At 38.7% G+C, this 15,025-nt stretch carries 4 protein-coding genes, 1 tRNA gene and 1 pseudogene; 1 reads left to right on the plus strand and 5 read right to left on the minus strand.

Annotation, left to right across the window (positions count from 1 at the left end; all coding sequences use genetic code 11):
- Positions 1–343: 343 nt before the first annotated feature.
- The 3 genes and pseudogenes from BBBE_RS07680 to BBBE_RS05305 all read right to left on the minus strand — a co-directional run bounded on the left by BBBE_RS07680 (position 344) and on the right by BBBE_RS05305 (position 9,611).
- Positions 344–964, minus strand: a pseudogene (locus BBBE_RS07680) (enterotoxin A family protein).
- Positions 965–1,288: 324 nt separating this feature from the next.
- A complete protein-coding gene (locus tag BBBE_RS07130; protein WP_010701517.1) occupies positions 1,289–8,074 on the minus strand; it encodes an autotransporter outer membrane beta-barrel domain-containing protein in 6,786 nt (2,261 codons plus the stop codon).
- Positions 8,022–9,611 (minus strand): hypothetical protein, encoded by a 1,590-nt coding sequence (locus tag BBBE_RS05305; RefSeq protein ID WP_152023183.1) that lies wholly within the window; start codon positions 9,609–9,611, stop codon positions 8,022–8,024. Before BBBE_RS05305 ends, BBBE_RS07130 begins: the two co-directional genes overlap by 53 nt.
- Before the next feature lie 1,415 nt (positions 9,612–11,026).
- On the opposite strand from BBBE_RS05305, the gene BBBE_RS05310 reads away from it, so the two are divergent.
- Positions 11,027–11,806: an N-acetylmuramoyl-L-alanine amidase gene (locus tag BBBE_RS05310; RefSeq protein ID WP_010701519.1), complete on the plus strand. Its 780-nt coding sequence runs from the start codon at positions 11,027–11,029 to the stop codon at positions 11,804–11,806.
- A 792-nt stretch (positions 11,807–12,598) separates the two neighbouring features.
- Here the strand turns inward: BBBE_RS05310 and BBBE_RS05315 are convergent.
- Positions 12,599–13,648, minus strand: coding sequence for an outer membrane protein (locus BBBE_RS05315; protein ID WP_010701520.1), 1,050 nt, complete (start codon positions 13,646–13,648; stop codon positions 12,599–12,601).
- A 1,152-nt stretch (positions 13,649–14,800) separates the two neighbouring features.
- A tRNA-Thr gene (locus BBBE_RS05320) sits at positions 14,801–14,873 on the minus strand.
- Positions 14,874–15,025: the final 152 nt, after the last annotated feature.

The raw sequence follows: 15,025 nt of genomic DNA on the forward strand, positions 1-15,025 counted from the left end.
AAGTCATTATTACATTTATTGTTCTGTTATAAAGATCTTTATTTCAAGTAATACTTATCTTTTCTTTTTCACTACTATCATTACATCTTTTTTAAAATAATTAAAGATCGTTATTCATAACACAAAAGTAAATTTTGTATGAATACTCTAGTTTATTTAAATTTAGCATATTTTGTTATTAAAATTATTGCAGTTAAACTAGAAATACTTTTAAAATTAAAGAACAATAAAATAACAAATAACTTTCTTTCATCTTATTATAATAAAGCATAAATAAGCTCAAGATTTAGGTATATTGAGTATCTAGTTACTTTCTAATCAAGAACAGCTACCACTGTCGCTATTACAGATTGGTAACTTTGCAAAACCAATCTGTTCCAAATTCCTGGACTGATTTATTCGGTGAACATGCTGATTTTAATTCACAACTAGCAAAAGCAACCCACGGTTCATAATGATCATCAGGAAAACCAGCTAACTGCAGTTGAGCGCCTGATGGTGCAAAATTTCCGTATAGTCTATCATTATAGTCTGGATTAGGAATGAATTCACCAACAATATTTCCATTTATTACTACTTACTCCCAACAAACACCACCTAATGCAGCTATTTCGAATTGTTCTGGAAATGGAGAATACTCTCTTAATGTAGCATTAACATCAATAAAATTAGGCGTTGTTCTTATATAATAAACATAACCATTATGATTCCAACGAATTGCAACGTCTTGAGAAGTCGTTGTTGATATATAACCACCACGAACGCCCTCTACATGTTCTCATAAATTTATATCGATTACATGCTTCCATAGATTTATGTCTGACGGGGGCGCAAAGGGTTGTGATCCATTTACACCCCTTAGATAAAATCCTTTAGCGTTTTTTACAGTTTCAGGATCCTTCTTATCCGCTCGATATACTAGATTATTAAGATCATTAGCTAAAACAGAAATGAAAATATAAATATTAAAAAAGAAAAAACAAGTTTTCTCATACTTTCCTCCCTCGTTATTATTATGATAACATTATAATTACAAATTTACAATATAAATAATATAAGTTATCATATTTTTCATTTTACTCTTATCTTTCCAAGAAAGTTGTATTCAATAATACAAACATTTGAAGTAAATTACTTCTTTATTCTATATAGGATTAAGTAATTTTATCATCCCCCCGTACTCTCAGATTTATTTTATCATAACAAACTTTCGTATAGAAACTTTTTTAAAAGAATGCACACATATTACACCTTATTTCCATCTCTTGACACAACATCAAAAGATCAATCAGAAACGATAACGTAACCCTCCTGAGAAAGTACTTCCCGAAAGACCAGCTTTAGTTAATTTTTGTTGATAAACCACATCGCCATGTACAGCTATCTGCGAGGACAATTGAGCTTGCACACCCACCCCTGCTTCCATAGAAGAACCAAACATACCCACCTGGAATGTATCTTTAAACTGCACAAACTGCTTTCCTCCAAAGCTACTCATAAGATGCAGCTTTCCATAGAAGGAAACTGAACTATCTTCTTCTATTGAAGCAAATTCTTGAGCAAGCTGCCCACCTAGCCGCGCTGTTAGTCGATTAGGAGATCCCATATTAATACTAAATCCGTCAATATCCCGAGCGGAATTAAACATCAAATATTGATAAACAAGCTGCATTTGTGGCTCAAAAATAAGACCTTCATACCCAGTCAAAAAAGTCTTACCACCTGTTAAAGATGCCCGCAATGGTCTGCTTGTTATTCTTGCTGTTTTGCCTCGTGCAAGCGTTTCAACATCTCCTCGAGATAAACCATACGATAAAAGACCATTGACATAAACCCCTGTATTATGTTGCAAACTAGCATAAGCTGTTAAAGACCAGTTATTAAAAGCACTTTTTTTACTTTTTTCAACATCTTGAGGTTGGAGCGATAATTTACCATAAGTTCCGATAACTCCAATAAATGCACTATTTTGTTCACTTTCCAACCTACTCAAAAGAGCAGCTACCTCTATCGCATGGTAACCAAACTTTCCGTTATAACCATACTCTGAAGAAGACAAATTAGAGGTGTAATTATGACTACCACCATAACCACGTATAGAAAAAGCCGGCTTTCCACTAAAAAATGGATCAAACGACGTCACCATTGTCCCTAACAGCTCGGTTTGATTGTTGACATCCATCAACCCAGCATAAAACAAAGCATTAGGCAAAAGCAGATAAGTTGGAACTTGTGGAACAATCGCTGGTTTAAGTGGCTTATCTATATGACGAGAATGAGTGTCAGGATCAATATATTTATTTTCAAGGCGGAAATCCCAAAAGTCCCCCTCCCCTTCAACCAATCTTTTTTGAGAATCTGCCGCTTTGTCGGAGTCAGGACCATAAGCAACAAGATGATATTGATAAGGAGAATTATTTAGCGTCACATAACCAGAATGCAATATGAAAGAATCCTTCTTTGCAGACCCAGAAACCTGTACCATCGATACACTTTGGTGAACATTATTTTCACGTACCTCCCCCTTTTCATTATCTGATACATCGCGTACGTGAATTTTAGTGACCCCAAAAACATTACCGTGAATTAATACACGATTAACTTTACGATCTTCAAATGAACCATCGCGATTTGTTTGAATATTAAGATGAAGTTCTGCATTACCATGAGCAAAATAAACACTATGAGGTCCGTTTCCAACGCGCAGCGTTTGATAATTTTCTGTAGTTGGTCTATCAAAAATGATAGCACTATCTTTAAGCATTATACTTGAAATAAATGAGGAGGAATTTTCTTGATTTTCTCCACCTGTTAAAAACCATTTAGCTTTATTAGTCAGATAAAGTAGAGCCTTAGATTTAGGAGCAACATATGAATTACCAAATAATGAGGATTTATCGGCCATAATTACTACAGAAGATTTATTTTCAGCCTTTAATAATAATTTACCAGAGATCTCTGAATCTTTTAAAGCAACAAGACTTTTAGCAGCATTCCCATGAATAACTATATTATTTGGAACCCTTAAGGCTGTATGCACTAAATTAACAAATCCTACTTTTAGTTTTTTGTTTATTTTTGGCATAGGAGGCAATTCTTCTAAACTACGTATAGATCTCCGCGATCCTTCAAAATGTGGTTCGGGTACTGATTTTTCATCCCCCCAAAGACTTATACCGTAAGAATTTTCACCATTTATTGTAATAGTTGAATTTTTAATATTTATTATTCCGCTATCTATATAGATTCCCTTATCAACATCTGTTAATTGGGATTGAAGAAGGGTTATTTTTGCATTATTTGTAATATGTAATCCCCTGCCCCACTCCCCACTTCCTCTAATTGTAGCTTCTTTTATTACAAGAGTTGCACCCTTACCATGAGCTTTAATGAGATCTGCATTATTACTACCTGTGTGTGTTATATTTACTTTATTTAATATAGCTTTTCCGAAAGTTAAATTAACCCCATAATCTTCTGTAAAGCTCACCGAAGAACTAATCATAGTCACTTGAGCATTTTGAACAGCAACTCCTGTGCTAACCTTTTTCACATTTGTACCAATCAACCAGGCCCGTCCCCCATTTGCTATTTTTATTCCTTGAGCTTTTCCTGTATCATTTCCGTTAATTATCACACCTACTGCTTTAAGTTTCGCACTTTTTCCCTCAACCATGATGAACTCTGTATTATTATTACTGGTGGAGTTCATTTGCACATTACTTAAAAGGACTCTTCCCCCCTTCATCTTCAGCCCATACTCTCCCCCAAAATTAATCACCCCATTTTTCATCCACAACGACCCGTCTTGAATGGTTATTGCCTCTTTTACACCTGTTATATGTGAGTAATCGAGCATCACATACCCACCATCAGTCACATGAACACCCTGTGTTTTATTATTTCCAATGACCATAACCTTTATAGCAGCAAAATTTGCACCTTTACCTTTGACTTTGATGAAGTTTGTAGCCTGAGCGTTTTTAGTTGCCTTGCTACCCTCATATTTCATAATCACCCCCTTTAACAAAGCATACCCCGTATGGAGACTAATACCGTGCTCTCCGTTAAACGTCATCCACCCTTTTTTCATAGAGAATTCCCCATTAATAACAGTTATACCGCTTTTCACCTTGCTAAAAATCGCATTTTCTAACACGACCCTTCCCCCATTAGTAACAGTTACCCCATTGCTCATCTTGTGAAAAATCGCATTTTCTAACACGACCATTCCCTTGTCAATTACCCTTATCCCGTGCGCCTTTTCATTTCCATTGATTCTGATGCCCCTACCTCTAATCTCTGCTAAATTTTTAGCATTTCCTGCACCATAGACCGTTAAGAAAGTACTGTCTGGATTATTCCCCGTATAATTCATAATAACACCATTTAACAAAGCATGGCCCTGATTAAGATAGACTGCGTACTCTCCCTTAAAATTGATCTCCCCCCCCTCCATATGGACAGTACCTTTTGTGATAGCCATTCCATTGTAGATGTTTGTATAATTTGGCTTAATCAACACCACCCGTCCGCCGTCAACTACCCTCATCCCCTGCCCATAACCATTTCCATCGATCGTGAGATGTGATGCAACAACCACAGCATTTTTTTGTACTTTACCCGTCTTTTCCATAGCATTTGTAGTGTCCTCTCCCACAATCCTAATGAATTCAGCTTCGTTGTTGTTACCCGTATAAGTCATTTTGACCGCTATTAAAGCAACCCCACCCTGGTTAAGATAAACACCGTACTCTCCCTTAAAATTGATCTCTCCTCCCTCCATACGGACACTTCCTTCTGTAATCGTCATCCCCTTATGAACACCTTTCAAGTTTGTACCAGTCAACCACACCCGTCCGCCGTTATTTACGCTTACCCCCTGCCCATTGTCTGTAGTGCTCGTGATAATTATATCCTCAGCGATAACTGTCCCACCCTTGACCTTAATGAATTCAGCTGTTTTGTTGCTACCCATATAAGTCATTCTGACATTCTTTAAAGCAGCATTTCCCCCTATGAGATAAACCCCGTAATATCCCTTAAACCCAATCTCCCCTCCCATCAAAATAGCATTCGCTCCATTCTTCACCCACACCCCTGTTTGCACCCCTGAAATATTCACATCCTTCATCACCATCTTCCCCTCACCCCCTACATTCACCCCCGTACCCTTATCATCTTGTCCTGTAATGCTAACACCATTTAACAAAGCATCTCCTCCTATGAGACTGACACCGTAACCTCCATTAAAAGCCACCGATCCCTTGTGCATTATCAACTTCCCACTTATCACCTCTACCCCCTTATCAACCTCTGAAATCTTCACCTCCTTCATCATCAACGTTCCCATCCCCGTTGCATACACCCCCGTACCCTCATCACCTTGTCCTGTAATACTGACATCATCTAACAAAGCCTGCCCCCTTGTGAGACTGACACCACGCTCTCCCATAAACCCAATCTCTCCTCCCTCCATATGAACAACCCCATCTTCGACACTCACCCCCTTATAGACATCCCTCAACTTTGTATCAATCAACCACACCGCTCCCTCACTCTTCACCTCTACCCCTGTTCCAACATTTGACATCTCCCCCCCTTTTATCGCCACTGTTCCCATGAGCGCCTTTACCGCCACCTCTGTCTCATGACCTTGCCCTGTAATTCTGACATCCTTTAAAGCAGCATTTCCCCTTATGAGACTGATACCATCCCCACCTTTAAACTCCACCGACCCTTTGTGCATCATCAGATTCCCACTTATCACCTCCACCCCCGTCCTAACCTCTGAAATCCGCACCTCCTTCATCATCACCGCTCCCACCCCATTCTGCATAATCACCCCTGTACCCTTATTACTAGGACCTGTAATTCTGACATTCTTTAAAGCAGCAATGCTCTTTGAAAGACCTATACCATAATCTCCCTTAAACCCAATCTCCCCTTTCTCCATACGGACAATCCCTTCTGTAATCGTCACCCCCTTATGAACATCTCTTATATTTGTCCCGAACAGATCAATCATTCCCCCATTAAGCTTGATACCCTCTTTTCCTGTTCCACTTCCCATGATATTGACCCCTCCTAAAAAAGCAAATCCACCCTGGTTAAGACTGATCCCATACTCTCCCTTAAACCCAATCTCCCCTCCAAACATACGGACAATACCTTCTGAAACAGTCATGCCTTTATCAACATTGATATAATTTGGCTTAATCAACACGACATGGCCTTTTTGTGTTACACTCATCCCCTGCCCATAACCATTTCCATCGATTTTGATACCCTCAGCGATAACTGTCCCATCCACAACCTTAATGAAGTCAGCTGTAGGACTGCTACCCGTATAAGTCATTCTGACATTTTTTAAAGCAGCCCCACCCTGGTTAAGACTAACCCCATACTCTCCCATAAACCCAATTGACCCTCCTTTCATCGCTAGTATCCCCCCCTTCGCCTCCACCCCCTCACTAACATCTGAAATCGTCACATCAGTCATCGTCACCGCTTTCGCCCCCGACGCATACACCCCCGTTCCCGTCGCCCCACCTCCCCTAATCGTCACCCCGTCTAAGGTAGCCATCGTCACCTCTCTCCCCACCTTCACCCCATAATTCCCCACCCCACTCGTAAACGTAATCTTCGCCCCACTCACCGTCAACATCCCACTTCCTGACATAGTTATCCCCGTCTGCACCTCTGTCATCTCCCCCCCACTTATCGTCAAATTCCCCCCCTTCGCCTCCACCCCCATCGCAACATCTGAAATCGTCACATCAGTCATCTCCAACGTCTTCCCATCCATAACCACCCCCGTTCCCGTCCCTCCACTCGCCCCCTTAATCGTCACATCCTTCAAAGTAGCACTCTCCACCCCACTCCCCACCTTTACCCCATAATTCTCCATCCCACTCCCCGTAAATGTAATCTCCGCCCCATTATTCACCGTCAACTTCCCACTTCCTGACATAGTTATCCCCGTCTGCACCTCTGTCATCTCCCCCCCACTTATCGTCAAATTCCCCCCCTTCACATCCACCCCCACCTTAACCTTTGAAATATTCACCATATTCAACGTCATCTCCCCCGTCCCCTCCTTTATCACCCCCTTCCCATTCCCACTCCCCGTAATCGTCACATTTGTCAAAGTAGCCATCGTCGCCCCATTCTGCACCCTCACCCCATAATTCCCATTCCCATCCTTAAACCCAATCTCCCCCCCCTTTATCGTCAACGTTCCCGCCGTTGCCTCTACCCCCATTTTAACCTCTGAAATCTGCACTCCACTTATCGTCAACGTCCCCGCCCCATTCATCAATACCGCCTTATCAACATTTGAAATCCGCACATCAGTCATCGTCATCGTCTTCGAACTCCCCATGCTCACCTCTACCCCCTTACTTCCCCCCTCACTCCTCGCCCCCTTAATCGTCACATCCTTCAAAGTAGCACTCTCCACCTCTCTCCCCACCTTCACCCCATAATTCCTGTCCCCATTGTTAAACGTAATCGTCGAGTTCCCACTTATCGTCAAATTCCCACCCGTTGCCTCCACCCCCATTGCAACATCTGAAATCTGCACATTATTCATCTTCATCTCCCCCGTCCCATTCATCAACACCGCCTTATCAACATTTGAAATCCGCACATCAGTCATCGTCATCGTCTTCGAACTCCCCATGCTCACCTCTACCCCCTTACTTCCCCCCTCACTCCTCGCCCCCTTAATCGTCACATCCTTCAAAGTAGCACTCTCCACCTCTCTCCCCACCTTCACCCCATAATTCCTGTCCCCATTGTTAAACGTAATCGTCGAGTTCCCACTTATCGTCAACTTCCCATTAGTCGCCTCCACCCCCTTATCAACATCTGAAATCGTCACATTATTCATCGTCATCGTCCCACCCGTCCCATCCATCCACACCCCCTTTCCACTCCCCTCTCCCTTAATCGTCGCCCCCGTGATATTAGCCGTCACCAATTCCCCCACCCTCACCCCATAACTCCCAACCCCATTCTTAAACGTAATCGTCGTCCCATCCATTTTCAAAATTCCCCATCCCCGTTGCATACACCCCACTCTCAACATTTGAAATCTTCCCCCCCATCATACTAGCACTCCCCGTCCCCTCCACATACACCCCCGTCCCCTGTCCACCCTTTCCCGTAATCGTCACATCCGTCAAATTAGCCATCTTCACCCCATTCTGCACATGCACCCCATAATTCCCGCTCCCACCCGTAAACGTCACCGTCCCCCCCATCATCTTCAACGTCCCCCCCGTCACATCCACCCCCACCTTAACCTTTGAAATATTCACATTGGTCATCGTCATCTCCCCCGTACTCCCCATAATCACCCCCTTACCCTCCCCCTTTCCACTCCCCTCTCCTGTAATCGTCACCTTTGTCAAATTAGCCGTCCCCGTCCCCATCACCTGCACCCCATAATTCCCCCTCCCACCCGTAAAATTAATCGATCCCTTTATCATATCCAACGTCCCAGCCTGCATATCCACCCCCTTCTTAACCCCCTCAATCCCCACACTAGTCAACTCCACCGTCCCCGTTCCCCCCATCATTTGCACCCCAAAATTCCCCCCACTCCCCATAATCTTCCCCTCCATCATCTTCACCGTCGCCCCACTTCCTGACATACTTATCCCCGTCCCCCCATCCTTAACCGTAATCGTCGACTCCCCATTTATCTTCACCGTCCCACTTTGCGCATTCACCCCCATTTTGAACCCCTCAATCTCCACCCCCATCAAAGTCATCGTTCCCGTCTCATTCTGCACCCTCACCCCCGTCCCCCCACTCCCCTTAATCTTCAACCTCATCACATCAGCATTTCCCGACCCCTCCATCTGTATCCCACTCCCACTTCCATTAACAGTCATCGTCCTCCCCACTCCCATCACAGTAGCCTTCCCCGCCCCATCCCCCGTAATTTGTATCCCCGCTCCACCAACACTATTAAAAGCCACATCCCCCATCATATTTACCATCCCCCCATCATTAATTTTCACCTTCATCCCCTCAATCCCCTTCACCCCATCCTTCAACAACGTCACCGCCCCCCCATTCTTCACCTGTACCCTCTCAAACCCCGTCAACTTCCCCTTCAACGTAACAGAAGACTCTGACCCATCAACCACTATTGCCTTCTGCATCCCCGTCGCCCCCCCAACATCAACATCCTCATCCAACGTCAGCTGTCCTTTATTAAGCACCTTAATCACCGGCTTTTGATCACTCCCCTTCCCCCCCGACCCCGTAACCGTTATCTTCTTTAATATCGTAATATTTGCCCCATCCTTCACCGTCACAGCAGCACCAGCAGCCTCACCAGGGCCCGTATCCATATTTATATTTATCTCCTTACCACCCCTAGTACTACTCAGTATCCTTGTCTCACCACTACTACACACAATCGGCTGATCATTATGCTGAATAGTTTTAACAACACCACCACCACTACTCCCACAATTCTGGTCTTTAGCATACGCCTTTGAAGTATGAGATGTTATAAGGGAAAGCCCAGCCATAAGAGCGGTTGAGACAACACATAAATAAACATGATGCTTAAAAACACAACGCATAACCATAACCCACATGTTCCCCTTTAACCTGTCAGGTTAAAAGAGACTAAACTATTCTAAAAAAAAGAAAACTAAAACTAAACCATACTAAAATGGCTTAAACCCCATAAAATCCTCCCAACTCTAACCCTTACCTAAAAACACCATACCCTAATATAAAACACTCTCAACACCCACAAAGCCAAAACACACATCTTCAAACAACAAACAAAACACACATAAAATCAAAACATCAAACAAAGCGCCTAGACCTTAAACCATGACCTAAACCCATAAACAAAAAAACTCTCTAAAACTAATAAATACGCTAAAATATACAAAATCTAAAACATATAAAAAACAAACACCTCTAAGCATTGAGAGAGTGTTTTCTGTTATACTTTTTTAGCAGAATATATTACCCTATTTAAAAATGATTCATTAGGTAATGTTGTATTTGTGTCTTGTGAGAAGGAATTTGGTGTTGTGATATTGTTTGAGTATGTTTTTTCTTTAGATGTTTTAATCATGAATTACCTCAGTTTTTTAAATATAAGAGTTGAAATAAAGTTACCTTTAAAAGTTATTTGTATCAAAAGGTGTATTTGATTTTGTGTGTATAGTTCATTTTGGGTTGTTGGTAAAGTGGTAATAAAGTTACAGTTTGGAATAAAAGTTTTGGTTGTGTTTTGTTTTTACTTGGTTTTGTAAGGGAGTTCGTTGATGATGGTGATGGTTTTTTTGTTTGGTGTGTTTGGGGTAGCAGTGAAAATGCGTGGATAATTGAATGATTGTGTTGAAAATGTAGGGATGTTTCTTGATTTTTTTTTACGTTTTGTGTAAAATTGTAAGGGGTATATAAATCAAAATGAATTTTTTATAAACAAAAAGGCATTATACAATTTGTGTTTCATTAACATTGTTTTTACATTAATGCAATACAAATTAAGATAAGAGAATAAAATTCTACAACCTGATTAAATTTAAATAGTATTCATCAGAGTCGCTTAAAAACGATTTTATTTTTGTAAAATATAGTAAAATGAATTTAATTATTTTTGACAAAAAGTAATTTTGTTCTTTTACGTCATAATGAAAATATAATTATTTCCGAATCGGATATTTAAAAGATGCTATATCTTAGAATATCTGAAGCTATTCTACAGTGTAAATCCTGTCTAAGCTTTATAACCTTTAATTTACACATAACGTGTTTTTTTGAATCATAATTTGTGAATTTTATTCAAAAATAAAATCTAAAAGCAGATATTTATTTTAAATTACGTTCTTACTTCAAAGAGGATTTTTATAATGGTATAATACTTAATCATGATTCCTAACGGAGAACAGTAGTGTAAATAATTTCCCAAATAACGCCAATATTAATCCATATGTTTTGTTATAATTCATAGACATAAGTGAATTCTAAAAAGAAAATTTCTATGTATAAAATTGATTACAATAGCTATCGCGCTATACAGAGCTTTAATCATCGAATTCGTTTTTTAGTTATGCACTACACTGCTGTTAATTTTGAAACGTCAATCGCACTTCTCACAGGCCCCTTAGTTAGTGCTCACTATCTTGTACCTGATCCTTCAGAGGAGACTTATCTTGAAGCCGGCTTTAAGGATATGCGTATTTTTAATTTAGTTGATGAAAATAAACGTGCATGGCATGCTGGTATAAGCTCATGGAGCGAACACAATAATCTAAATGATACATCCATTGGAATTGAAATCGTTAATCTAGCAACCACTGAAAATGAAGTATTCATATTTCCCCCTTATAACCAGATACAAATTGATGCAATTAAAGAACTTTCATTAAATATTCTTCAACGTTATCCAGATATCACGCCAACCAATGTCGTTGGCCACAGTGATATTGCCATCGGCAGAAAAAATGACCCAGGTGCATCTTTCCCATGGAAACAGCTTTATAAAGCAGGTATAGGAGCATGGTATGATGATGAATTAAAAAATTATTATCAAAAAGAATTTCATAATTGCATATGCTTTGAAAAAGCAAAAAAACAGGTTGTTGCTAAACTAAAACAGTATGGATACGATACCTCAGATGCAGAAACTGAATGTGGATACAAAAATCTAATCCGAGCATTTCAGCTTCATTTTCGCCAAGAAAACTACGATGGAATTCTAGATGCTGAGACAACAGCAATTATTTATGCTTTGGTAGACAAATACTTCCCACCAGAATAATTCAATTCATCTTCATCAAAAAAGTCGTCAAAGCAGCCAGCTTTTCGCACTCACAAAACCTATCTAAAGCTTTATTAACTAGAATTAAGCATTACAGTACGTTGTGATTGCTTGAATTTATTATCTGTAATTATAATCCAGCACTGTAAACAGAACTCCGCCTTAACTATTCAAAATAATTTATACTATAAGCAACTTTAATCCAACCTTCATTATTAAATTTTTTAACTTAGTATCATATAATGATACATAAAACGTAGATAAAGGTTATGTAGAAAATGGATAAAAAGAAGCTTTGACAGATTTAATTCTATTAATATTGCAAAATCGGTAATTAAATTATTTCTAAAATAAAGATGACTAAAAGTGTAAAATCTTTCAACAACAATTTATAAACGACTTTTTCAGAATTTTAATGCACATAATTTATTTATGTTGAATAGAGCAAATTGATTTAAGAAATCTTGCGCAGCCTTCCTTTTAAAAGCACCAGTTTTAAAATAATGAAAACAAATACTAAAACCAATATATCATTCACACTTACATAGACACTTTTAAAAGCTCTATCGCAAATAACTTACTATATTCAATTTCCTCGCAACAACTTTAACTTGTATTAAAATACCTTTGTTAAAAACTTTCAATCCTTTTAATCATCTTTCTAAGCACAACACTAATCTTGTTCAATTAATATTCTTGTAATTTAAAAGAGTACTATCCTTTCATTACACCTTTTACAAAAACAAAAGTCTCTCATAAACAAAACTCCAGAATTATTAATTTTACAACAAATTAGAATTTATATGCTACACCAACACGAAAATCATTTGTCTTATAATCAAGTTCTAATTTGTCTTTAGCAAATTTCTGCTTGCCAAAATCTGAATAACGATATTCCGCACGCAAAATAAGATTATTAGCCATTGCAAAATCAACACCACCACCAAAGGTATAGCCTACCATCATTTTTGTTTCATCTGACAAATTAAAGGAGCTTATTTCCTTACCTGCTACTTCAACTGACTGCGAAAAGATATCTTGAATCTGCGTATAAGCAACACCACCAGCAATATAAGGCATAATACGATCTGCAGCAAAACCTATACGTACTCGCGTAGTACCAGACCATTTTTGCTTTAAAGTATGACTATAAACTCCAACAGATCCTGCTATTTCGCTACCATAAGATGACTCACTAGCAGGAAGAGATGGTGGAGATGACGGAAACTCTCTTAAAGCTCTTTCTAACCTTTCTGAACGCTCTTCTCCCCCTGATCCAGAGTGATTACCAACATGATGCCCATTTACCTCCGACTGCACAGGAGTTCCATCTATTTCTACTTCTTGTAGAGGAGATCCATCCACTGCTGGTCGTTGAAGAGGAATCTCACCTACTTCGTGTCCTTGTAGATGCACAACTTCCATTTCTGGAATTTCGTGCTTCCTCTTATCAACAACTTTTGTACTTTTTTTATTAGACAAAACTATATCCGTATCAACACCTAAAATAAGCCTATTCCCGAGACTAACATTGGCTCCTGCATAAAAACCTCCTATAAAACCAGAAAGCTTGGGCAATGTATCTTTTCCAACCGGCGCCCATTGTCCAGTAGACCCTTGTTTAGCGTATAGACTTCGGTCACTCTTACTCGAAAAACTACCAATTTGGCTACCAAGATAAAAACCATTCCAAGAGAAAACAGGCGCAGCAATAACTGAACTTGCTTCAACAGATGTAACAATTGGTCTTGATTCTTGAGGAAATGTAATATCTGCTGCTTGTGTCATAGAAGTTGTAAACAGAGTGACAACAGACATGCCAATTAAACATTTTGTATTCATAAACACCTCCAGAGATAACTTGAAAAACACATAATGATATTAATCGCATATTTTTTCAAAAGAAACTACAATAAAAGTGGCGCACTCATAAAAAAAGTAAAGTCCGCAGAATTAAAAAAAAACAATTTGGCGTTTATTTTTAATTTATTTTGTGGTAATGATTCATTGTGCTGAGGGCTTAAAATCTTAGTTTCGTGCTCTTTCACACAGGAGTAATTTTTTTTATTCAAGCTTAAGAAGTAAGCTTTGAATAAAAAACAAATCTCTTAAAGGGGCTGGGATATTCAGAATCTGTCAGAATTGCCACAATCTTAAATAGAATCTATAGCTTTAATAGAATTTATAATTTTATTTTGACGTTTTCAAATTAAAGTTTTTTCACGCCTCAAAATGAAGTTCACAATTCCTAAAAAGATATCGTTTTGAGCTTATAGAAAAGTATATAGCTTTGTTTTAATGTGTCTCTAGTTTTTAAAAAACAATGGACTTGTTGATAATAAGATTTCCAAAAAATCAAACCAATGCATTTGTATTTTTTTATAGCAAGATCAAATCTAATTATATCTTATCAATGCAACTTCAAATAATTTGCATAGAGCGCAAATAATATATTTTGTGAACTATGATTTGTAGTTCACATATTAATTAATTCATTTACATATCAAAATTTAGTGCGTTCTCATTGGGATAACAAACAGATAAAATACACTAAACAAGACTGTTGACACCTTTTTGGTAGAACTAAACAAAGCAAAAAACAGACCCTAATGCAAACCATTCACATTAGAGAAGATCATTCTTGAGTATCCCTACCTAATTTAGGTAACATACAACAGAAAGGTTATTAAATATAATTGATAATGACAATTAAATATGTCAAAAGGTCGAAATCCGTGCGCAGACACACTTAGTTTCGGTGTATTAACAGCGATCATTGGCCACTAAACTATTAAAGATATTTTCTGCACCATACGATTGAGTAAAAAACTTAATCTAAGGTGAAGAAAAGAAATACTGGCTTTCACATCAAAGAAAAATACAGAGCAAATGAGAATAATTTAGACAAAATTATATAAACCATAAAAGGTAGACTGAGAATCATTCAATCAAGTAAAAATCTATATACTCCAACATATTAAAGATAAAAAACGGTGCCGCATGCCGGATTCGAACCAGCGACCCCATCATTACGAATGATGTGCTCTACCAACTGAGCTAATGCGGCATTAAACTTAATTTATTAATTATAAAAAATAGTTCGAGGGTAATAACCCAAAAGTATGTGCAAAAGCAAGTATACAAATCTTCTATAAAAATTCGTAAGACCTAGTTATTATTGGGATTGGAAAAAAAGATTTACAGGAATTAATAATAAAG

It is taken from the genome of Bartonella bovis 91-4, from assembly GCF_000384965.1.
Lineage (GTDB): Bacteria > Pseudomonadota > Alphaproteobacteria > Rhizobiales > Rhizobiaceae > Bartonella > Bartonella bovis.